Below are 21,340 nucleotides of genomic sequence, written 5' to 3'. Positions count from 1 at the left end.
CGGCCATTGTACATTATTCTGCCCGGCACAGCGCCACGGTGTCCTCAATCAAGCGGCGTGCCACGGTGCCGGGCGGCGGCAACAGCGGCAATTGGTCGTAACGATACCAGCCGGCGTTGAGCAACTCTTTGGGATCGTGACGGATTTCGCCCTGATGGTAATCGGCCATAAAGGCCATCATCAGCGAGTGCGGGAACGGCCAGGGTTGCGAAGTGACATAGCGCAGGTTTTTGATTTCAATGTTGCTCTCTTCCATCACTTCACGCGCCACCGCCTGTTCCAGCGTTTCGCCCACTTCGACGAAGCCGGCCAGCACCGTGTGAATGCCGCCGCGATGGCGCACGTGCTGCGCCAGCAGGATCTGATCCTCGCGCCGAATGGCGACGATCACGCAGGGCGCGATCTGCGGGTAGTAGCGCTCCTTGCAATGGCCGCACAGGCAGGCGCTTTCGGTGCGGCTGAGGTGCATCTCATGGCCGCAGTAGCCGCAATAGCGATGGGAGCGGTAGAAATCCGCCAGCTGCACGCCGCGCCCGGCTAGCTGGAACAAGCCGCGATCCTGATCCAACAGCTGACGCACCGAGCCCATCTCCCGCGGCATCGCCTGGCGCACCAGCCAAACCGGCGCGCCCTCCCATTCACCGATGGTGCGCGCCATGTGGCCCTGCAGCCCGAGGGCGGCGGCCGTTCCCGACGGCAATTCACCGTTCGGTAACCAAAGTTTGCTTTCATGGCTGACGATCCACCAGCCGTTTTCATTGCCCGTTAATGCAAGTTCCATATCGTTGTTGCACAACCTCAGCTTCACTGGCACTCTACGAATCGGCTTTGTTACATTTTAATAACTTACCGGTTACTTTTATTACTTACACGGAGTCAAACATGCTCAACCGTTTGGAAAGGCTGACTCAGCGCGTTGGCGGTAGTAATGAATTAGTTGATCAATGGCTTCAGGCCCGCAAGCAGTTGCTGGTCGCCTACTGCACGCTGGTAGGCCTCAAACCGAATAAAGAAAAGCATACGCCGCTGAATGAAAAAGCGCTGGAGAACTTTTGCCACAACCTGGTGGATTACCTCTCCGCAGGGCATTTTCATATCTATGACAGAATTATCAAACAAGTGGAAGGCGCGGCCAGTCCGAAAATGTCGCTGGCGGTGAACATCTATCCCAAGCTGTGGGCCAATACCGAACAGATCATGGCGTTCCACGATCGCTATACCGAAGTGGATATCGATCAGGAGGTTTGTCTGGAGTTCCATCAGGCCCTGTCGGATATCGGCGAAACGCTGGCGGCGCGCTTTGCGCTGGAAGATAAGCTGATCCTGCTGGAGGCGGAAGCCGCGCAGCAACCGCTGCCGGACCAGGCGCTGGATCCGGCGCGTTAAAATTTTATAGTTTTTTTTCTTATCCCTCCTATACTGGGGGGCATCTTGTCGGAGTGCCTAGCGCCTGATTTGTTCATCGAATCAGCCAGGCTGAGACCGTTAATTCGGGATCCGCGGAACCTGATCGGGTTAATACCCGCGAAGGGAACAAGAGTAATCTATCGCCACAAGCACGGCCCTCTTTTTGCGGGCGCCCTGCCTTATCGGCCACCATCATTACTCCCTCCGAACTCCAGACAAGCAACTTTCCCAACCCAACACACTGGTAGGAACTTGCTATGTCTAACGTTAATCCACCGCGCGCCCGCAAAGCGCAACGCGAAGCCGCCCAGCAGTTTATCGACACGCTGCAAGGTATGGCTTTCCCTAACTCACGCCGCATCTACCTGCAGGGCTCGCGCAGCGATATCCAGGTGCCGATGCGTGAAATTCAGCTCAGCCCGACCCTGGTCGGCGGCAGCAAAGATAATCCGCAGTATGAACAGAACGAGGCGATCCCGGTGTATGACACCGCCGGCCCGTACGGCGATCCGCAAGCCAAGCTCGACGTGCACGCCGGCCTGGCCAAGCTGCGCGCCGGCTGGATCGACGCGCGCGGCGATACCGCCACTCTGAACGGCGCCAGCTCCGGCTTCACCCAACAGCGGCTGGCGGACGAAGGCCTCGATCACCTGCGTTTCGAACACCTGCCGCTGCCGCGCAAAGCGTTGCCGGGCAAGTGCGTCACCCAGTTGCACTACGCCCGTGCCGGCATCGTCACCCCGGAGATGGAATTCATCGCCATCCGCGAAAACATGGGGCGCGAGCGCATTCGCGGCGAGGTGCTGCGCCACCAGCATCCGGGCCAGAGCTGGGGCGCCAACCTGCCGGACAACATCACGCCGGAGTTCGTGCGTCAGGAAGTGGCCGCCGGCCGCGCTATCATTCCCGCCAATATCAACCACCCGGAGGCGGAGCCGATGATCATCGGCCGCAATTTCCTGGTGAAGGTGAACGCCAATATCGGCAACTCGGCGGTCACGTCGTCGATAGAAGAAGAAGTGGAGAAACTGGTGTGGTCCACCCGCTGGGGCGCAGACACCGTGATGGATCTCTCCACCGGCCGCTATATTCACGAAACCCGCGAATGGATCCTGCGCAACAGCCCGGTGCCCATCGGTACGGTGCCTATTTATCAGGCACTGGAGAAGGTCAACGGCGTGGCGGAGAACCTCACCTGGGAGATGTTCCGCGATACGCTGCTGGAACAGGCTGAACAAGGGGTCGACTACTTCACCATCCACGCCGGCGTGCTGCTGCGCTACGTGCCGATGACCGCCAAACGCCTGACCGGCATCGTGTCGCGCGGTGGCTCGATCATGGCCAAATGGTGTCTGTCGCACCATCAGGAAAACTTCCTCTATCAGCACTTCCGTGAAATCTGCGAGATCTGCGCCGCCTACGATGTCTCGCTGTCGCTCGGTGACGGCCTGCGCCCCGGATCGATTCAGGACGCCAACGACGAAGCCCAGTTCGCCGAACTGCATACGCTGGGCGAGCTGACCAAAATCGCCTGGGAATACGACGTGCAGGTGATGATTGAAGGCCCGGGCCACGTGCCGATGCAGATGATCCGCCGCAACATGACCGAAGAGCTGGAACACTGCCACGAAGCGCCGTTCTACACCCTCGGCCCGCTGACCACCGATATCGCCCCGGGCTATGACCATTTCACCTCCGGCATCGGCGCGGCGATGATCGGCTGGTTCGGCTGCGCCATGCTGTGTTACGTCACGCCGAAAGAACACCTCGGCCTGCCGAACAAAGAGGACGTCAAACAGGGCCTGATCACCTACAAGATCGCCGCTCACGCCGCCGATCTGGCCAAAGGCCATCCGGGCGCGCAGATCCGCGATAACGCCATGTCCAAGGCGCGCTTCGAATTCCGTTGGGAAGATCAGTTCAATCTGGCGCTCGATCCGGCCACCGCGCGCGCCTATCACGACGAAACCCTGCCGCAGGAGTCCGGCAAGATCGCCCACTTCTGCTCAATGTGCGGGCCGAAATTCTGCTCGATGAAAATTTCGCAGGAGGTGCGCGACTACGCCGCCGCCCAGGAGGCCGCCAAGCCGATCGAAGTGCAGCTGACCGGCATGGAAAAAATGTCCGCCGAGTTCCGCGCCCGCGGCAGCGACCTCTATCACAGCGCCACCTCTTTGCAAGAGGAGACCAGCAATGACTGATATCACTACCCCCTTCCCGGCGACGCCCTACAAACTGGGGCTCTACCCGGTGGTCGACAGCGTTGAGTGGATCGCTCGCCTGCTGGAGGCCGGCGTCACCACGATCCAGCTGCGCATCAAGGATCTGCCTGACGAGCAGGTTGAACAGGATATCGCCGCCGCCATCGCGCTGGGCCGGCGTTATCAGGCGCGGCTGTTCATCAACGATTACTGGCGGCTGGCGATCAAGCACGGCGCCTACGGCGTGCATCTGGGCCAGGAAGATCTCGATACCACCGATCTGGCGGCCATTCACCGCGCCGGGCTGCGGCTGGGGGTCTCCACCCATGACGACGCCGAGCTGGCGCGCGCGCTGGCGGTGAAACCTTCCTACATCGCGCTGGGGCACATCTTCCCCACTCAGACCAAAGACATGCCTTCGGCGCCGCAGGGGCTGGCGGAGTTGAAACGCCACATCGCCGGCCTGGCGGATTACCCGACGGTGGCGATCGGCGGGATCAGCATCGATCGCGTTCCGGCGGTGCTGGCGTGCGGCGTTGGCAGCGTGGCGGTGGTCAGCGCCATCACCCAGGCGCCGGACTGGCGCGCGGCGACGGCCGAGCTGCTGCGGCTGATCGAAGGCGAGGATCCGAACGATGCTTAACGATCGGGAGTTTTTGCGCTACAGCCGCCAGCTGCTGCTGGAGGACGTCGGCCCGGAAGGCCAGGAGAAACTCAAGCGCGCCACGGTGTTAATCGTCGGCCTCGGGGGGCTCGGCTCCCCGGCTTCACTGTATCTGGCCGCCGCCGGCGTCGGCACACTGCTGCTGGCCGACGACGACCAGCTGCACGTCACCAATCTGCAGCGGCAAATCCTTTACCGCAGCGCCGATACCGCCACCGGCAAGGCGGCGTTGGCGCAGCGCCATCTGCAGGCGCTGAACCCTTTGGTGGAGCTCATCCCGCTGGCGCAGCGGCTGCAGGGGCAAGCGCTGCGCGACGCGGTCACCCGCGCCGATCTGGTGCTGGACTGCTGCGACAATATGGCGACCCGTCATGAGGTCAATGCCGCCTGCATCGCCGCCGCCAAGCCGCTGATCAGCGGCAGCGCCGTCGGTTTCAGCGGCCAGCTACTGGTGCTCGAGCCGCCCTACGCGCACGGCTGCTACGCCTGCCTGTACCCGGAGCAGGAAGAGCCGCAGCGCAACTGCCGTACCGCCGGGGTGCTCGGCCCGGTAGTGGGCGTGATCGGCACCCTGCAAGCGCTGGAGGCCATCAAGATGTTGGCCGGCATGCCTTCCCCCCTCAGCGGCAAACTGCGGTTGTTCGACGGCAAGCAACAGAGCTGGAGCACGCTGCAACTGAGCCAGGCCCGCGCCTGCCCGGTATGCGGAGGCGCGGTATGAAGATCCGTTTGAACGATCAACCGCTGGAGCTGGCGCAGCCGCTCAGCGTCGCCGCTCTGCTGACCCAGCTGGAACGCCACCAGCCGGGCACCGCGCTGGCGATCAACCAAACCATCATCCCGCGCGCCGACTGGGCCGACCATCAGGTGCAGGACGGTGACGACATTTTGCTGTTTCAAGCGATCGCCGGAGGCTGACATGCTGAAAATCGCCGATACCACTTTTACCTCGCGCCTGTTCACCGGCACCGGCAAGTTCGCCACCCCGGCGCTGATGTTGGAGGCGCTGGCGGCCTCCGGCTCACAGCTGGTGACCATGGCCATGAAGCGCGTCGATCTGCGCGGCGGCAACGACGCCATTTTGGCGCCGCTGCAGCAGCTGGGCGTCAGGCTGTTGCCCAACACCTCCGGCGCCAAAACCGCCGCCGAGGCGGTGTTCGCCGCCCGGCTGGCACGCGAAGCGCTCGGCACCCACTGGGTGAAACTGGAGATCCATCCCGATGTGAAATATCTGCTGCCGGATCCGATAGAAACGCTGAAGGCAGCGGAAACGCTGGTGAAAGACGGTTTTGTGGTGCTGCCCTACTGCGGCGCCGATCCGGTGCTGTGCAAGCGGCTGGAAGAGGTGGGCTGTGCGGTGGTGATGCCGCTCGGTGCGCCTATCGGCTCCAACCGCGGCCTGCGCACCCGCGACTTCCTCGAGATCATCATTGAGCAAGCCAGGGTACCGGTGGTGGTCGACGCCGGCATCGGCGCGCCGAGCCACGCGCTGGAAGCGATGGAGCTGGGCGCCGACGCGGTGCTGGTGAATACCGCCATCGCCGTGGCGCGCGATCCGGTGCAAATGGCGCGGGCGTTTCGCCTGGCGCTGGAGGCCGGTGAGCTGGCGCGCAGCGCCGGGTTAGGCGCGAGCCAGCGCGGCGCGGTCGCCTCCAGCCCGCTGACCGCCTTCCTCAGCCAACCCGAGGAGGCGCAGTGATGGCCGACGATTTCAGTAGCCGCTGGCAACAGCTGGATTGGGACGACATTACGCTGCGCATCAACGGCAAAACCGCGCGCGACGTGGAACGCGCGTTGAACGCCGACAAGCTGACGCGCGACGACTTTATGGCGCTGATCTCCCCCGCCGCCGCGCCGTACCTGGAACTGCTGGCGCAGCGCGCGCAGCAGCTGACCCGGCAGCGGTTCGGCAACGTCGTCAGCTTCTATGTGCCGCTGTACCTGTCCAATCTGTGCGCCAACGACTGCACCTATTGCGGCTTTTCGATGAGCAACCGCATCAAGCGCAAAACGCTGGATGCGGCGGAGATCGCCCGCGAATGCGCAGCCATCCAGGCGTTGGGGTTCGAACATCTGTTGCTGGTCACCGGCGAACATCAGACCAAGGTCGGCATGGACTATTTCCGCCAGCACATTCCGGCGATCCGCCGCCATTTCAGCTCGTTGATGATGGAAGTGCAGCCGCTGGCGCAAGAAGAGTACGCCGAACTGAAAACGCTGGGCCTGGACGGCGTGCTCGTGTATCAGGAAACCTACCATCCGGCCACCTATCTGCAGCACCACCTGCGCGGCCAGAAGCAGGATTTCCATTGGCGCCTGGCCACGCCGGATCGCCTGGGGCGCGCCGGGATCGACAAGATCGGCCTCGGCGCGTTGATCGGCCTGTCCAACAGCTGGCGCACCGACTGCTACCTGCTGGCGGAACATCTGTTCTACCTGCAGCAAACCTACTGGCAGAGCCGTTACTCGATCTCGTTTCCACGCCTGCGCCCCTGCGCCGGCGGCATCGAACCGGCGTCTATCATGAGCGAGCCTCAGCTGGTGCAACTGATCTGCGCCTTCCGGCTGTTCGCGCCGGACGTTGAGCTGTCGCTGTCTACGCGTGAGTCGCCGTACTTCCGCGATCATATGATCCCGGTGGCGATCAACAGCGTCAGCGCCGGATCCAAGACGCAACCCGGCGGCTATGCCGACGACGTGCCGCCTGAGCTGGAGCAGTTCGAGCCGCACGACGGCCGCACGCCGCAGCAGGTCGCCGAGGCCATCAGCAACGCCGGGCTGCAGCCGGTGTGGAAAGACTGGGACGGTTATCTGGGACGCGGCGCGCAATAAACGGCAACGTTTGCCGCCGTGTGAAGAAAACGCTGGAGCGGCCACGCAATGCCGAACGGTGGTGCTGGCGCCGACAAACGCGCCGATTATAGTGGCGTTGCCGGCCGCCAAACCCGGCGCCGGCCGGGGCCGTTACCCTCTCGATGGCCCCGCCTTATCCCACCCCGGATCGCGCCGGAGATTCTCTGCGCGACTCCGGTTCCTCACCAACGGCGACGCCGCATTCTCTTTTGAATTTGCGCCGGTGGGGCATGTGGACAGGCAGTTTTGGCGACTCGGCTGACAGGAGTAACGGCGTTCTGCAGTAACTCAGAGTGAGATGCAAAGGGCGGCGGTTACCACAGACAGTGGAGAGCGTGGAAAAAGAAAGCACAGCAAAGAAGGTACGGCGACAAGAGAAGCTTGAAGGATAATCCCCGGTACTGCCAATGGCCCTGGTATTGGCCGCGGATCTTTTTGCCGCCTGCTCCCTGCTTACGGACAAGAGCAGGCGGTTTATTTTGTGAGACTGGCACCCCCCCAGGACGCGAATCACACAGTATGTGCGCTAATTAATCATATAAACGATTAAATGTGAATGTCTTTTGAGTGTTTTTTTATTTAGTATCGAGTGTGTTTTGAGTTTGCCAAGGAAAATCAAACTGATATCACCGCAATACCCGAGGCTTCATCTATAATCCAGCACGGGTCCTCGCGCAGATTTTGCAACGCTCGCGGTCAACATCAAAAAAGCCAGGGTTGTCATGAAGAAAACGCCAAATTACATCGATGCAATCAGCGCGTTGCTCACTCTGAAAGGAGTTGGCGACAGAAAACATGCCTCCACGATGGCCAACATACTGAACCTCCAATACAACAGCGCCAAGCAGAAACTGGATGGCAAAAGAGGCATCACCCTCGACGAAGTGAAAAAGGTTTTTCAGTATTTCAACGAGCCGTTTGCCGGCCAAAGGACGCATAACGGCGTCTTTATCATGAACAGCATTCACAAGCGCTGTAACATTGAGGTCGACCAACACCCGGTCACACACGCAAACGACGACGAAACCTACGCCTGCAAAAAAGACGATCTTTTCATCATCAATACCAGCCGAGATACGCAGGCCGAATTACCGCTGTATAGAGTCAACAAGATAGACTTTCTGCCGGCCCCGCGCATCGCCATCCTGGATAATGACAGCGATATCCTCGAACTTCTGAAGAAGATCGCCAGCCGATACGGCATTGAGACCGAAACCTTCCAAACGGCGGACGCCATGCTGGCCGCGCTGGAGCAGCAGTCCTTTGAGGCGTTTATTTTGGACTGGCTGTTGGATTTCGGCGAGACCTCCGAACGCGTGGTGAAGAAAATTAAAGACGCCCTCGATCCGCACGCCCGCATCATTATTCTCACCGGCCAACTGAACCACTACGAGAAGAACATCGGCGACATGATCCTGCACTATGACGTGCACCTGGTGGAAAAACCGACCAAACCGCTGATTATCTCCTCACTGCTGCTGTCGAACCTATTCTTTAATTAGCTTGACCGGAATGCGAATAAAAAACGATGAGCCAACGCCTTCGACAGATTTAACCCTGATGGTGCCTTTCATCGTCGTGACATAATTTTTGATAATGGTCAGCCCCAGCCCCAATCCCTGCCGCGTTTCTTTTTCTACGCCCTGGTTAAACGCCTTGTATAACCGATCCAGATTATTGACGTTAAACCCAATGCCATTGTCTTTCACCCGTAAATACAGATGGCCGTGGCACACCTTCACATTGAGGCTGACCACGCCGTGGTGCGTAAACTTGTCCGCATTGCTGAGCAAATTGGCCATGATCCGGTAGAGCTTGTACTTATCGGAGCCGATAGACGCACGATAAGACGAACGGTGGATCTCGAGGCGGTTGCCGCGCCCGGTGCCGATACCGGTCACGGCATCGTCCACCACGTCATTCAGCCGGAAGGTGGAAATATTGACTTTGACCTCCCCCATCTCAAGCCGCGAGTAATCCATCACCTCGCGCGTTTGTTCGGCTATCTTGTTGCCGTGATAGGAAATCAGGCGGGCCTCTTTTTTCAGCTCCTCCTGCGCCAGCTCATGCTCCATGATGTCCGCGGCAATGACGATAGCCTGGGTCGAGCCGGCGATCTCGTGGTAGATGGAAGAGATGAAAATGTTCTTGTTCTTGATGATCTCTTTTAATGAGAAGGCATTTCTCAACACCAGGAACATCATCAGGAATACCAAAATCAGCGAAAAGAAGGCGAACATCTCGGCTTTACTCGAATTATCCTGGATGATGCCTTTCACTTCGGTAAAGTTTTTGATCTGTATCCGATAGATAATCTCCTGGATATCGACCAGCGTACCTTCGATGTCATCCATATAGGCGAGAATATCCGCCTTGCTTTTCTGCCCCGCCAGCAAGCCGGCGGAGAGGCCGTCTAACGTGCGGTACTGCTGCTTCAGCAGTGCGACATTCTTGATAAATTCGTCGTCGTAATAAAATGAGTCGCTGAAGGTCGAGCGGCTCTCCAGGATCTGGATCTTTGAGTAAAAGATTTTCTTTTTGATCAGGAAGGCGTCGTAGTCGTTATTTTCACTGAGCAGCAACGCGGTTTTGCTCCTTTCGAACGCCAAAAAAAGGATCTCGGCCACCGAGTAATTGTCCAGATTGGGTTCGATCTGCTTATAACGATCTTTTACGCCGCCGAAATTAATGGCAATCAACAAAATTAATAGGGAGAAGATGGCAACCAACGCGATAAGAGTACCGATCAGTTTCTTGCTCATCTTACTTAATCTCCAACCGTTTGACCTGCCAGACGGTTTTCGCATTCACGTCCAGATTATTCAACTCGGCATATTGATCGCGCGGATAGATAATGGCGAACGGCCCCAGTTCCCCAACGTCGATCGGCTTACCGCCGCGCTGATAGGCGACGATCACGCGATATTTAATCATCTCGTCAATCGGCATTGAGTAGGAATAATCGTCCCAGGCGAAAGCACGCACCGCCTGACCTTGCAGATGATAGGCTTTCACCAGCTCCGCAAACTCAACGCCGGTGAACGTATCTTCCGGGGTGAAATTGGTCGAGGTTTTGATCGTGTGCGGCGGCATCGCCTCCAGCATCTGCCGGGTTATCTTGATCTTCTCGCCATCGAGCGGTTTCAGGTAAAAATAGTCAACCGTCGCATACAGCGGCGCGCAGAACAGCGAAAACAGCAGCAGCGTCATCAATCCTTTGATTTTCATTATTCACCCTCTTTGCGTTTCACCAGTTCGGCCTGGCCGAATTCATCCAGCCCGACCACGACCCAGCCATGATGTTGATAAAAGCCTTCGGCCCTGGAGCCCGGATCGGTGGTTAAGTGGATCGCCTCGGCGCCGTGCTCAAACATCCAGGCGGTGACTCGCGCCAACAAGGCGGAGCCGATCCCCAGCGATTGGTATTCCGGCTTCACGAACAGGCCGCCGATCAGCGGTTCAGGGATGAACAACCCGAATCCCACGCCGGCATAGTCATCGCCATGCTTGCAGATCCAGCCGCCGCCCTGATTGATGTCCTCCAGCGCCTGTTTGCGCTGCAGATACTGAATCTGATGCGGATGCAGCAGGTTTTCTTCGACGGAAAAACGGATCTCATACAGGTAAGGCAGGTGTTGCGCCGTCAGTTTTTCGAAGGTGAGGAGGCTGTCCATGTTTCGCACTGTCCTTGGTTGTCAGATAAAAAGCGCAGGTCAATTCTGCTGTAACCATAGTAGCAAAGTTTGTCATAACCCGATGCGAGGCGAAAAAAAACCGCCCCCGAAGGAGCGGTTTATCTGGCGATGTGGCCCGGCATGCCGGGCCCGCGGCGCGGATGACGATTACTCGTCGTCGCTGCCGCCCAGGCCTGCATTGAGCAGTTCGGCCAGGTTAGCCGTCGCTTCTTCCGCGCTGACTTGCGGAACAACCGGCGTTTCACCCTGAGCACGACGACGCATGCGGTCCTGATGATAAGCGTAACCGGTACCGGCTGGGATCAGACGGCCCACGATGACGTTCTCTTTCAGGCCACGCAGTTCATCACGCTTGCCGGCTACGGCAGCTTCGGTCAGAACGCGCGTCGTTTCCTGGAACGATGCGGCGGAGATGAAGGACTCGGTCGCCAAGGATGCCTTGGTGATACCCAGCAGATCGCGCGAGAAGGTTGCCGCGATTTTACCTTCAGCTTCCAGCTGACGGTTGGCAATCTTGACGCGAGACACTTCAGCCTGCTCGCCTTCCAGGAACTCGGAGCCACCAGCGCTAACGATAGTGCCTTTACGCAGCATCTGACGAACGATAACTTCGATGTGCTTATCGTTAATCTTAACGCCTTGCAGACGGTAAACTTCCTGCACTTCGTTGGTGATGTAGCGGGTAACCGCATGCACGCCACGCAGACGCAGAATGTCGTGCGGAGACTCTGGGCCGTCGGATACGACGTCGCCACGTTCCACCACTTCGCCTTCGAACACGTTGAGCTGACGCCATTTCGGAATCATCTCTTCGTAAGCGTCGCTGCCGTCCAGCGGAGAGATCACCAGGCGACGTTTGCCTTTGGTCTCTTTACCGAACGAGATAATCCCGCTGATTTCAGCCAGGATTGCCGGCTCTTTCGGACGACGTGCTTCGAACAGGTCGGCAACGCGCGGCAGACCACCGGTAATATCCTTGGTACCGCCGGATTCCTGAGGAATACGCGCCAGGGTATCACCCGCACCGATCTGAATGCCGTCTTCCAGCTGAACGATCGCTTTGCCCGGCAGGAAGTATTGAGCAGGCATATCAGTACCTGGGATCAATACGTCTTCGCCCTGAGCGTCAACGATTTTCAGTGCCGGACGCAGGTCTTTACCGCTACCGGTACGCTCTGCGCTGTCCAGAACTACCAGAGAAGACAAACCGGTCAGTTCGTCGGTCTGGCGAGTAATGGTCTGGCCGTCAACCATGTCCGCGAAGCGAATGAAGCCGCTGACTTCACTGATGACCGGCATGGTGTGCGGATCCCAGTTAGCAACGGTTTCGCCGCCGTTAACTTCTTCACCGTCGCCTTTGCCCATCACGGCGCCGTAAGGCACCTTGTAGCTTTCTTTGGTACGGCCGAATTCGTCGATCAGTTTCAGTTCGGTGTTACGCGAGGTGATTACCAGCTTGCCTGCGGCGTTCATAACGAACTTCGCGTTGCTCAGCTTGATGCTACCCTTGTTTTTCACCTGAATGCTGGATTCAGCAGCCGCACGAGATGCCGCACCACCGATGTGGAACGTACGCATCGTCAGCTGTGTACCCGGCTCACCGATGGACTGTGCCGCGATAACGCCGATGGCTTCACCCTTGTTGATGATGTGGCCACGTGCCAGGTCGCGACCGTAGCAGTTTGCACACACACCAAAGTCGGTTTCACAGCTCACCACGGAACGGACTTTAACGCTGTCGACAGAGTTCTCTTCCAACAGGTCACACGCCTTCTCGTTCAGCAGGGTGTTGCGTGGCACCAGAATGTCCGCCGTACCCGGCTTGAGGACGTCTTCTGCCGTCACACGGCCCAGAACGCGTTCACGCAGCGGCTCTTTCACGTCGCCACCTTCGATAACCGGAGTCATCAGGATGCCGTCGTGGGTGCCACAGTCGTCTTCGGTCACCACCAGATCCTGCGCCACGTCAACCAGACGACGGGTCAGATAACCGGAGTTCGCGGTTTTCAGTGCGGTATCCGCCAGACCTTTACGAGCACCGTGGGTGGAGATGAAGTACTGGAGTACGTTCAGACCTTCACGGAAGTTCGCGGTGATTGGCGTTTCGATGATGGAGCCGTCCGGCTTCGCCATCAGACCACGCATACCGGCCAGCTGACGAATCTGAGCGGCGGAACCACGCGCACCGGAGTCGGCCATCATAAAGATGCTGTTGAAGGAAACTTGCTGTTCCACTTCGCCGTCACGGTTAACCACGTCTTCGACCGACAGGTTTTCCATCATCGCTTTCGCAACGCGTTCGTTCGCTGCAGCCCAGATATCGATCACTTTGTTGTAGCGTTCGCCGGCGGTAACCAGACCAGACTGGAACTGCTCCTGGATCTCGGCAACTTCGGTTTCCGCTTCTTCGATGATCTCCGCTTTCTTGGCCGGGATAACCATGTCGTCGATACCTACGGAAGCGCCGGAACGGGCTGCGTAAGCAAAACCGGTGTACATGATCTGGTCAGCAAAGATAACGGTCGGCTTCAGGCCCAGGATGCGGTAACAGGTGTTCAGCATCTTGGAGATCGCTTTCTTGCCCAAAGGCTGGTTAACGATCGCGTACGGCAGACCTTTCGGTACGATCATCCACAGGATGGCGCGGCCGATGGTGGTGTCGATGATGCTGGTCTGAGAGGTCCATTCGCCTTCGGCGTTCTTGACGTCTTCGGTGATACGCACTTTAACGCGCGCATGCAGAGACGCCAGGCCGGCGCGGTAAACACGCTCAGCTTCTTTGGAACCGTTCAGCACCATGCCTTCGCCTTTGGCGTTAACACAGTCGCGGGTCATGTAGTACAGACCCAGTACAACGTCCTGAGAAGGAACGATGATTGGCTCGCCGTTCGCTGGGGACAGGATGTTGTTGGTGGACATCATCAGCGCACGCGCTTCCAGCTGGGCTTCCAGCGTCAGCGGTACGTGAACAGCCATCTGGTCACCATCGAAGTCGGCGTTATAGGCCGCACAAACCAGCGGGTGCAGCTGGATCGCTTTACCTTCGATCAGAACCGGTTCAAACGCCTGGATACCCAAACGGTGCAGGGTTGGTGCACGGTTCAGCAGTACCGGGTGTTCGCGGATCACTTCGTCCAGGATATCCCAAACGACGGCTTCTTCACGCTCAACCATTTTCTTGGCGGCTTTGATGGTGGTGGCCAGGCCACGCAGCTCCAACTTGCCGTAGATGAACGGTTTGAACAGCTCCAGCGCCATCTTCTTAGGCAGACCGCACTGATGCAGACGCAGGTATGGACCTACGGTGATTACGGAACGGCCGGAGTAGTCAACGCGTTTACCGAGCAGGTTCTGACGGAAACGACCCTGCTTACCTTTGATCATGTCGGCCAAAGATTTCAGAGGACGTTTGTTGGAACCGGTGATCGCACGACCGCGACGGCCGTTATCCAGCAGGGCATCTACCGCTTCTTGCAGCATACGCTTTTCGTTGCGCACGATGATGTCAGGCGCAGCCAGATCCAGCAGGCGTTTCAGACGGTTGTTACGGTTGATCACGCGGCGATACAGATCGTTCAGATCCGACGTCGCGAAACGGCCGCCATCCAGCGGAACCAGAGGACGCAGATCCGGCGGCAGTACCGGCAGCACGGTCAGGATCATCCACTCCGGCTTGTTACCGGACTGTACGAACGCTTCCAGCAGCTTGATACGCTTGGTCAGCTTCTTGCGCTTGGTTTCGGAGTTGGTTTCGTTCAGCTCTTCACGCAGCTGCTCGCACTCGGCTTCCAGATCCATGTTTTTCAACAGGGCCTGAATAGCTTCCGCACCCATCTTGGCGTCGAATTCGTCACCGAACTCTTCCAGCGCGTCCAGATACTGCTCTTCGGTCAGGATCTGACGACGCTCGAGGTTGGTCATACCGCCTTCGACCACCACATAGGATTCGAAGTACAGTACGCGTTCGATGTCACGCAGCGGCATATCCAGCAGCAAACCGATGCGGGATGGCAGCGATTTCAGGAACCAGATGTGCGCGGTCGGCGAAGCCAGCTCGATGTGGCCCATGCGCTCACGGCGCACTTTGGTCTGGGTCACTTCAACGCCGCACTTCTCACAGATCACGCCGCGGTGTTTCAAGCGCTTGTACTTACCGCACAGGCACTCGTAATCTTTTACCGGCCCGAAGATACGGGCGCAGAAAAGGCCGTCACGTTCAGGTTTGAACGTACGGTAGTTAATGGTTTCCGGCTTCTTAACTTCACCGAACGACCACGAACGGATCATGTCTGGCGAGGCCAGAGCAATCTTGATCGCATCAAACTCTTCGGTCTTAGTTTGCGCTTTCAGAAACTTCAATAAGTCTTTCACGGATTGGCTCCTGTCGGAGTTAAACCTGTTGGGTACCCACAACCGCAGTAGGTACCCGTGTGACCTGAACAACCACCCTCAGGCTCCCTTAGGCGGGGAGCCTGAGCCGGCATGACGATTACTCGTCTTCCAGTTCGATGTTGATGCCGAGCGAGCGGATTTCTTTCAACAGTACGTTGAAGGATTCCGGCATGCCTGGCTCCATCCGGTGATCGCCATCCACGATGTTTTTGTACATCTTGGTACGGCCGTTAACGTCATCCGACTTAACGGTGAGCATTTCCTGCAGGGTATAAGCCGCGCCGTATGCTTCCAGTGCCCACACTTCCATCTCACCGAAGCGTTGACCACCGAACTGCGCCTTACCACCCAGAGGTTGCTGAGTAACCAAGCTGTAAGAACCGGTTGAACGGGCGTGCATTTTATCGTCAACCAAGTGGTTCAGTTTCAGCATGTACATATAGCCGACAGTAACCTGGCGCTCGAATTGCTCACCGGTACGGCCATCGAACAGCGTGATCTGACCGGAGGTCGGGATTCCGCCCATTTCCAGCAGCTTCTTGATTTCAGTCTCTTTCGCACCGTCAAACACCGGCGTTGCGATCGGCATACCTTTTTTCAGGTTCTCTGCCAGACGCAGCACTTCGTCGTCGCTGAAGGTGTTCAGGTCAACTTTCTGGCAAACGTCGTCGCCCAGATCGTAGGCCTTCTGGATGAACTCACGCAGCTTGGCCACTTCCTGCTGCTGCTTCAGCATTTGGTTGATCTTCTCACCAATGCCTTTCGCAGCCATACCCAGGTGGGTTTCCAGGATCTGACCGATGTTCATACGTGATGGTACGCCCAGCGGGTTCAGTACGATGTCTACCGGCGTGCCGTTTTCATCGTAAGGCATATCTTCGATCGGGTTGATCTTGGAGATAACACCCTTGTTACCGTGGCGGCCCGCCATCTTGTCACCCGGTTGGATCTGACGTTTAACGGCCAGATAAACCTTGACGATTTTCAGCACGCCCGGCGCCAGATCGTCGCCCTGAGTGATCTTACGACGCTTGGCTTCCAGCTTCTTCTCGAAGTCGGATTTCAGTTCGTCGTACTGCTCAGCCAGCTGCTCCAGCTGGTTTTGCTTCTCTTCGTCGGTCAGGCCCAGTTCCAGCCAGCGATCGCGCGGCAGTTTGCTCAGCTTGTCGGCTTCGATGCCACCGGCAACCAGCACCGCGTGGATACGTGCGAACAGGCCGGCTTCCAGGATCTGCAGTTCTTCAGTCAGGTCTTTCTTCGCCTGCTTCAGCTGCATCTCTTCGATTTCCAACGCGCGCTTGTCTTTTTCCACGCCATCGCGGGTGAAGACCTGCACGTCGATAACCGTACCGGAAACGCCGTTCGGTACACGCAGAGAAGAGTCTTTAACGTCAGACGCTTTCTCACCGAAGATCGCACGCAGCAGTTTCTCTTCCGGCGTCAGCTGGGTTTCGCCTTTAGGCGTTACCTTACCGACCAGAATGTCGCCGCCGGTCACTTCAGCACCGATATACACGATACCGGATTCATCCAGTTTGGAGAGCGCAGCTTCACCCACGTTAGGGATGTCGGCAGTGATCTCTTCAGGCCCCAGCTTGGTGTCGCGAGACACGCACGCCAGTTCCTGGATGTGGATGGTGGTGAAGCGATCTTCCTGCACCACGCGCTCGGAGACCAAGATGGAGTCTTCGAAGTTGTAGCCGTTCCAAGGCATGAACGCTACGCGCATGTTCTGGCCCAGTGCCAGTTCGCCCAGGTCTGTCGATGGGCCATCCGCCAGCACGTCGCCGCGCTCGATTGGCTCACCCAGATTCACACACGGCATCTGGTTGATGCAGGTGTTCTGGTTAGAACGGGTGTACTTGGTCAGGTTGTAAATATCGATACCTGCTTCGCCCGGGTACATCTCGTCTTCGTTAACTTTGATAACGATACGGGAAGCATCCACGTACTGGATCACACCACCGCGTTTGGCAACGGCGGTTACGCCGGAGTCAACCGCTACAGCGCGTTCCATACCGGTACCGACCAGCGGCTTGTCAGCGCGCAGGGTTGGTACGGCCTGACGTTGCATGTTCGCACCCATCAATGCACGGTTGGCGTCATCGTGTTCCAGGAATGGAATCAGTGAGGCACCAACGGAAACAACCTGTTGGGTGGATACGTCCATGTAGTCAACCTGGTCGCGGCTGAACAGGCTTGATTCGCCTTTGCTACGACAGGTGACCAGGTCTTCTACGAAGCGGCCTTCTTCATCCAGGTTGGAGTTCGCCTGGGCGATAACGAAGTTGCCTTCTTCAATAGCAGACAGGTAGTTGATTTCATCGGTCACCACGCCGTCACGCACGCGGCGGTACGGGGTTTCCAGGAAGCCATACTCGTTAGTCTGTGCGTACACGGACAGGGAGTTGATCAGACCGATGTTTGGACCTTCCGGCGTTTCGATTGGGCACACGCGGCCGTAGTGGGTCGGGTGTACGTCTCGAACTTCAAAGCCGGCGCGCTCACGGGTCAGACCGCCCGGGCCCAGTGCGGAGATACGACGCTTGTGCGTGATCTCGGACAACGGGTTGTTCTGGTCCATGAACTGGGACAGCTGGCTGGAGCCGAAGAACTCTTTCACCGCCGCCGAAATCGGCTTGGCGTTGATCATGTCCTGAGGCATCAGGGTATCCAGATCGCCCAGAGACAGACGCTCTTTCACCGCACGCTCAACACGCACCAGACCTACGCGGAACTGGTTCTCGGCCATTTCGCCGACGGAGCGGATACGACGGTTGCCCAAGTGGTCGATATCGTCCACTTCGCCCTTGCCGTTACGGATATCGATGAGCTTCTTCATCACTTCGATGATGTCGTCTTTGCTCAGGATGCCCGAACCTTCGATCTCGTCGCGCAGCAGAGAACGGTTGAACTTCATACGGCCAACCGCGGACAGATCGTAGCGGTCTTCGGAGAAGAACAGGTTCTCGAACAGGCTTTCGGCAGCTTCGCGCGTTGGCGGCTCACCAGGACGCATCATGCGGTAGATTTCTACCAGCGAGCTCAGACGATCGTTGGTCGGATCGACACGCAGCGTTTCAGAGATGTACGCGCCGTGGTCCAGATCGTTGGTGAACAGCGTTTCGATGCGCTTGTGGCCAGACTGGCTCAGCTTGGCCAGCAGATCCAGCGACAGCTCCATGTTGGCTGCGCAGATCAGTTCGCCGGTATTGGTATCGATATAGTCTTTCGCGACCACTTTGCCCGCGATGTACTCTACCGGTACTTCAATGCTCTGAATGTCGTCTTTTTCCAGCTGACGGATATGACGAGCGGTGATGCGACGGCCTTTCTCTACGTAGATCTTGCCGTTGGCTTCGATATCGAACGAAGCGGTCTCACCACGCAGGCGCTCAGGCACCAGCTCCATCTGCAGCTTGTTGTCGCGGATTTCGAAGACGATCTTGTCAAAGAACAGGTCGAGGATCTGTTCAGTGGTGTAGTTCAGCGCGCGCAGAATGATGGTCGCAGGCAGTTTGCGGCGACGGTCAATACGCACGAACAGGTTGTCTTTCGGATCGAACTCGAAGTCCAACCATGAACCGCGGTAAGGGATGATGCGTGCGTTGTACAGCACTTTACCCGAGGAGTGGGTTTTACCCTTATCGCTGTCGAAGAATACGCCAGGACTACGGTGCAACTGAGATACGATAACCCTCTCAGTACCGTTGATCACAAAGGTGCCGTTTTCGGTCATGAGCGGAATTTCGCCCATGTAGACTTCTTGTTCCTTGATGTCTTTGACCGTACCTTCAGGCGCTTCGCGCTCATAGATAACCAGGCGCAGTTTTACGCGCAGCGGTGCAGAGAACGTCACACCACGGATCTGGCACTCTTTGACGTCGAAGACCGGCTCACCAAGACGGTAGCTAACGTATTGCAGCTCCGAATTGCCACTGTAGCTCTGGATAGGGAAAACAGAACGGAATGCGGCTTCAAGGCCGTACTGCCCTTCTGGATCTTGCTCGATAAACTTCTGGAACGAGTCAAGCTGGATAGAAAGGAGATATGGTATGTCCAGCACTTGTGGACGTTTACCAAAATCCTTACGAATACGTTTTTTCTCGGTATAGGAGTAAACCATAGGGTTCCTCAGCTCGCTGATCAGTGACCCAATCTGTCCGTCCGATTAGGGACAGTTCATGCAACACCGTTTTGTCGACCGGAAAGCGGGAACACTTTCCGCAATGTCTCTTGCTATCACGCTTAAACCATTTCATCGCGCCTTCCCCCAGAACTCCTGGTAGTGCAAAGACCGCGGTATATTAAGTCGTCAATAGAAACAAACATTGGGAGGCGAAACCAGCAGCCAAACAGTGTGAAACGCTACTGGCGCCCTACAGCGCAAAAAGGCTGGTGACTAAAAAGTCACCAGCCATCAGCCTAAAAGACTAGGCTGCAACCGGAAAGGTTGGCTTATTTAACTTCAACTTCTGCGCCAGCTTCTTCCAGAGATTTTTTCAGAGCTTCTGCGTCATCTTTGCTCACGCCTTCTTTCAGAGCGGCTGGAGCAGATTCAACCAGGTCTTTAGCTTCTTTCAGACCCAGGCCGGTAGCGCCACGTACTGCTTTGATAACAGCAACTTTGTTAGCGCCTGCAGCTTTCAGGATAACGTCGAATTCAGTTTTCTCTTCAGCAGCTTCAGCTGGGCCAGCAGCTACAGCTACAGCAGCAGCAGCAGAAACGCCGAATTTTTCTTCCATAGCGGAAACCAGTTCAACAACGTCCATTACGGACATAGCGGCAACTGCTTCCAGGATTTGGTCTTTAGTGATAGACATAACAATTGTTCCTAAAATTCAGAAATAGTTTAAATACGTTAGCAAAGGCTAAGAAAGAGGGGCTTACGCCGCTTCTTTCTGATCGCGTACTGCAGCCAGAGTGCGAACCAGTTTGCCGGCAGCGGCTTCTTTCATGGTTGCCATCAGGCGTGCGATCGCTTCTTCGTAAGTTGGCAGCGTCGCCAGGCGGTCGATTTGCGCCGCTGGGATCAGCTCACCTTCAAAGGCCGCAGCTTTAACCTCGAATTTTGCATTCGCTTTCGCGAACTCTTTGAACAGACGAGCAGCAGCGCCCGGGTGTTCGTGAGAGAATGCAATCAAGGTTGGACCGACAAACGTGTCTTTCAGGCATTCGAATGGAGTGCCTTCAACTACGCGACGCATCAGGGTGTTGCGAACAACACGCATGTAAACGCCAGCTTCACGACCTGCTTTACGCAGTTCAGTCATTTTATCTACGGTAACGCCGCGGGAATCCGCAACAACCGCAGACAGCGCGCCTTTGGCTACTTCGCTGACTTCAGCAACAATCGCTTGTTTGTCTTGAAGATTTAATGCCATTAGCTTTTTGCTCCTGGATTAGCCGGGGAAAATCCCCGGAACTCACTTCACTCGGCGCTTTGTAAAACGCCACGCCGAGCGGCTTAACACGGTGAGCAGAATCCAGCAAAGACATTCTTTTATAAAAAAGAAAAATTTTCTTAGGCTCTGTCACCGTCTACGCAGGAAGGATTAAGTATCTTGCGATACACCTGCGGTCTTGGACGGAGGCCTGGATAGGCCAGGCTCCAACCGAAAAATCTTTGTTTTGCTTACGGCATAGCCAATAGCAAAACCTTGGGGCATAAGATTCTAGACAAATCTCGGCCCCAAGTCAAAGCGATAATCGCAAGTGCGATTAGTTCGCTGCAGCAGACAGACCGCTCTGATCGATAGCAACGCCAGCACCCATGGTGGTGGAGAGGCTAACTTTCTTGATGTACATGCCTTTCGCCTGAGAAGGTTTTGCTTTTTTCAGCGCAACCAGCAGGGCTTCCAGGTTTTCTTTCAGTTTGTCTGCGTCGAAATCAACCTTACCGATAGTGGTATGGATGATGCCGTTTTTGTCGTTACGGTAGCGAACCTGACCTGCTTTAGCGTTTTTCACAGCTTCAGCAACGTTCGGAGTAACGGTACCCACTTTCGGGTTTGGCATCAGGCCGCGTGGACCCAGGATCTGGCCCAGTTGACCTACAACGCGCATTGCATCCGGAGAAGCAATAACAACGTCGAAGTTCATTTCGCCTTTCTTGATCTGGTCAGCC

16 protein-coding genes, 1 pseudogene and 1 riboswitch are annotated in these 21,340 nt (G+C 57.1%); of the genes and pseudogenes, 8 read left to right on the top strand and 9 right to left on the bottom strand.

Annotated features, from left to right (window positions below):
• Window positions 1–13: 13 nt before the first annotated feature.
• The gene (gene nudC, locus AC6BYQ_RS26785) at window positions 14–781 is read right to left on the bottom strand and encodes an NAD(+) diphosphatase (protein ID WP_025160202.1); all 768 of its coding nucleotides are present in this window, start codon (window positions 779–781) and stop codon (window positions 14–16) included.
• Window positions 782–882: 101 nt separating this feature from the next.
• On the opposite strand from nudC, the gene AC6BYQ_RS26780 reads away from it, so the two are divergent.
• The 8 genes from AC6BYQ_RS26780 to AC6BYQ_RS26745 all read left to right on the top strand — a co-directional run bounded on the left by AC6BYQ_RS26780 (window position 883) and on the right by AC6BYQ_RS26745 (window position 8,627).
• Window positions 883–1,386 (top strand): Rsd/AlgQ family anti-sigma factor, encoded by a 504-nt coding sequence (locus AC6BYQ_RS26780; RefSeq protein ID WP_019456431.1) that lies wholly within the window; start codon window positions 883–885, stop codon window positions 1,384–1,386.
• A gap of 39 nt (window positions 1,387–1,425) precedes the next feature.
• Window positions 1,426–1,550: riboswitch (TPP riboswitch) on the top strand.
• 114 nt (window positions 1,551–1,664) lie between these two features.
• Window positions 1,665–3,608 carry a phosphomethylpyrimidine synthase ThiC gene (gene thiC, locus AC6BYQ_RS26775; protein WP_498057817.1) on the top strand — a complete coding sequence of 648 codons (1,944 nt, stop codon included), beginning with the start codon at window positions 1,665–1,667 and terminating at the stop codon, window positions 3,606–3,608.
• A complete protein-coding gene (thiE, locus tag AC6BYQ_RS26770) occupies window positions 3,601–4,251 on the top strand; it encodes a thiamine phosphate synthase (RefSeq protein ID WP_498057816.1) in 651 nt (216 codons plus the stop codon). The genes thiC and thiE overlap by 8 nt, the downstream gene beginning before the upstream one ends.
• Complete coding sequence (locus tag AC6BYQ_RS26765) at window positions 4,244–4,993, top strand: HesA/MoeB/ThiF family protein (protein ID WP_498057815.1); 750 nt, start codon at window positions 4,244–4,246, stop codon at window positions 4,991–4,993. The genes thiE and AC6BYQ_RS26765 overlap by 8 nt, the downstream gene beginning before the upstream one ends.
• Entirely contained in the window at window positions 4,990–5,190 is a 201-nt protein-coding gene (gene thiS / locus AC6BYQ_RS26760; RefSeq protein ID WP_016929423.1) for a sulfur carrier protein ThiS, read from the top strand. The genes AC6BYQ_RS26765 and thiS overlap by 4 nt, the downstream gene beginning before the upstream one ends.
• Before the next feature lies 1 nt (window position 5,191).
• Window positions 5,192–5,971 carry a thiazole synthase gene (locus AC6BYQ_RS26755; RefSeq protein ID WP_498057814.1) on the top strand — a complete coding sequence of 260 codons (780 nt, stop codon included), beginning with the start codon at window positions 5,192–5,194 and terminating at the stop codon, window positions 5,969–5,971.
• Window positions 5,971–7,104, top strand: coding sequence for a 2-iminoacetate synthase ThiH (thiH, locus tag AC6BYQ_RS26750; RefSeq protein WP_498057813.1), 1,134 nt, complete (start codon window positions 5,971–5,973; stop codon window positions 7,102–7,104). The genes AC6BYQ_RS26755 and thiH overlap by 1 nt, the downstream gene beginning before the upstream one ends.
• Before the next feature lie 743 nt (window positions 7,105–7,847).
• The gene (locus AC6BYQ_RS26745) at window positions 7,848–8,627 is read left to right on the top strand and encodes a helix-turn-helix domain-containing protein (protein WP_154747884.1); all 780 of its coding nucleotides are present in this window, start codon (window positions 7,848–7,850) and stop codon (window positions 8,625–8,627) included.
• Here the strand turns inward: AC6BYQ_RS26745 and AC6BYQ_RS26740 are convergent.
• The 8 genes and pseudogenes from AC6BYQ_RS26740 to rplA form a co-directional block, all read right to left on the bottom strand.
• The gene (locus tag AC6BYQ_RS26740; RefSeq protein ID WP_019456439.1) at window positions 8,613–9,887 is read right to left on the bottom strand and encodes a sensor histidine kinase; all 1,275 of its coding nucleotides are present in this window, start codon (window positions 9,885–9,887) and stop codon (window positions 8,613–8,615) included. The two genes, AC6BYQ_RS26745 and AC6BYQ_RS26740, sit on opposite strands and share 15 nt — an antisense overlap.
• A 1-nt stretch (window position 9,888) precedes the next feature.
• A complete protein-coding gene (locus AC6BYQ_RS26735; RefSeq protein ID WP_498057812.1) occupies window positions 9,889–10,353 on the bottom strand; it encodes a putative pterin-binding protein in 465 nt (154 codons plus the stop codon).
• Window positions 10,353–10,799, bottom strand: a complete 447-nt coding sequence (locus AC6BYQ_RS26730; protein ID WP_063917920.1) for a GNAT family N-acetyltransferase — start codon at window positions 10,797–10,799, stop codon at window positions 10,353–10,355. The genes AC6BYQ_RS26735 and AC6BYQ_RS26730 overlap by 1 nt, the downstream gene beginning before the upstream one ends.
• 168 nt (window positions 10,800–10,967) lie before the next feature.
• Window positions 10,968–15,191 (bottom strand): DNA-directed RNA polymerase subunit beta', encoded by a 4,224-nt coding sequence (gene rpoC, locus AC6BYQ_RS26725; protein ID WP_074053646.1) that lies wholly within the window; start codon window positions 15,189–15,191, stop codon window positions 10,968–10,970.
• Between the two features lie 118 nt (window positions 15,192–15,309).
• Window positions 15,310–19,338, bottom strand: a complete 4,029-nt coding sequence (gene rpoB / locus AC6BYQ_RS26720; protein ID WP_004929900.1) for a DNA-directed RNA polymerase subunit beta — start codon at window positions 19,336–19,338, stop codon at window positions 15,310–15,312.
• Between the two features lie 332 nt (window positions 19,339–19,670).
• A complete protein-coding gene (rplL, locus tag AC6BYQ_RS26715) occupies window positions 19,671–20,036 on the bottom strand; it encodes a 50S ribosomal protein L7/L12 (RefSeq protein WP_004929903.1) in 366 nt (121 codons plus the stop codon).
• A 63-nt stretch (window positions 20,037–20,099) separates the two neighbouring features.
• Window positions 20,100–20,597 carry a 50S ribosomal protein L10 gene (gene rplJ / locus AC6BYQ_RS26710; RefSeq protein ID WP_004929905.1) on the bottom strand — a complete coding sequence of 166 codons (498 nt, stop codon included), beginning with the start codon at window positions 20,595–20,597 and terminating at the stop codon, window positions 20,100–20,102.
• 337 nt (window positions 20,598–20,934) lie between these two features.
• Window positions 20,935–21,340 (bottom strand): annotated as a pseudogene (gene rplA / locus AC6BYQ_RS26705) (50S ribosomal protein L1); the annotation flags it as partial.

The sequence above is a fragment of the Serratia sp. LTN-2 genome, assembly GCF_059740205.1.
This window is presented reverse-complemented; position numbering and strand designations above follow the sequence as displayed.

Coding starts and splice junctions, on each gene's coding strand:
- nudC (WP_025160202.1), bottom strand. CDS start 781: ATGGAACTTGCATTAACGGGCAATGAAAACGGCTGGTGGATCGTCAGC.
- AC6BYQ_RS26780 (WP_019456431.1), top strand. CDS start 883: ATGCTCAACCGTTTGGAAAGGCTGACTCAGCGCGTTGGCGGTAGTAAT.
- thiC (WP_498057817.1), top strand. CDS start 1,665: ATGTCTAACGTTAATCCACCGCGCGCCCGCAAAGCGCAACGCGAAGCC.
- thiE (WP_498057816.1), top strand. CDS start 3,601: ATGACTGATATCACTACCCCCTTCCCGGCGACGCCCTACAAACTGGGG.
- AC6BYQ_RS26765 (WP_498057815.1), top strand. CDS start 4,244: ATGCTTAACGATCGGGAGTTTTTGCGCTACAGCCGCCAGCTGCTGCTG.
- thiS (WP_016929423.1), top strand. CDS start 4,990: ATGAAGATCCGTTTGAACGATCAACCGCTGGAGCTGGCGCAGCCGCTC.
- AC6BYQ_RS26755 (WP_498057814.1), top strand. CDS start 5,192: ATGCTGAAAATCGCCGATACCACTTTTACCTCGCGCCTGTTCACCGGC.
- thiH (WP_498057813.1), top strand. CDS start 5,971: ATGGCCGACGATTTCAGTAGCCGCTGGCAACAGCTGGATTGGGACGAC.
- AC6BYQ_RS26745 (WP_154747884.1), top strand. CDS start 7,848: ATGAAGAAAACGCCAAATTACATCGATGCAATCAGCGCGTTGCTCACT.
- AC6BYQ_RS26740 (WP_019456439.1), bottom strand. CDS start 9,887: ATGAGCAAGAAACTGATCGGTACTCTTATCGCGTTGGTTGCCATCTTC.
- AC6BYQ_RS26735 (WP_498057812.1), bottom strand. CDS start 10,353: ATGAAAATCAAAGGATTGATGACGCTGCTGCTGTTTTCGCTGTTCTGC.
- AC6BYQ_RS26730 (WP_063917920.1), bottom strand. CDS start 10,799: ATGGACAGCCTCCTCACCTTCGAAAAACTGACGGCGCAACACCTGCCT.
- rpoB (WP_004929900.1), bottom strand. CDS start 19,338: ATGGTTTACTCCTATACCGAGAAAAAACGTATTCGTAAGGATTTTGGT.
- rplL (WP_004929903.1), bottom strand. CDS start 20,036: ATGTCTATCACTAAAGACCAAATCCTGGAAGCAGTTGCCGCTATGTCC.
- rplJ (WP_004929905.1), bottom strand. CDS start 20,597: ATGGCATTAAATCTTCAAGACAAACAAGCGATTGTTGCTGAAGTCAGC.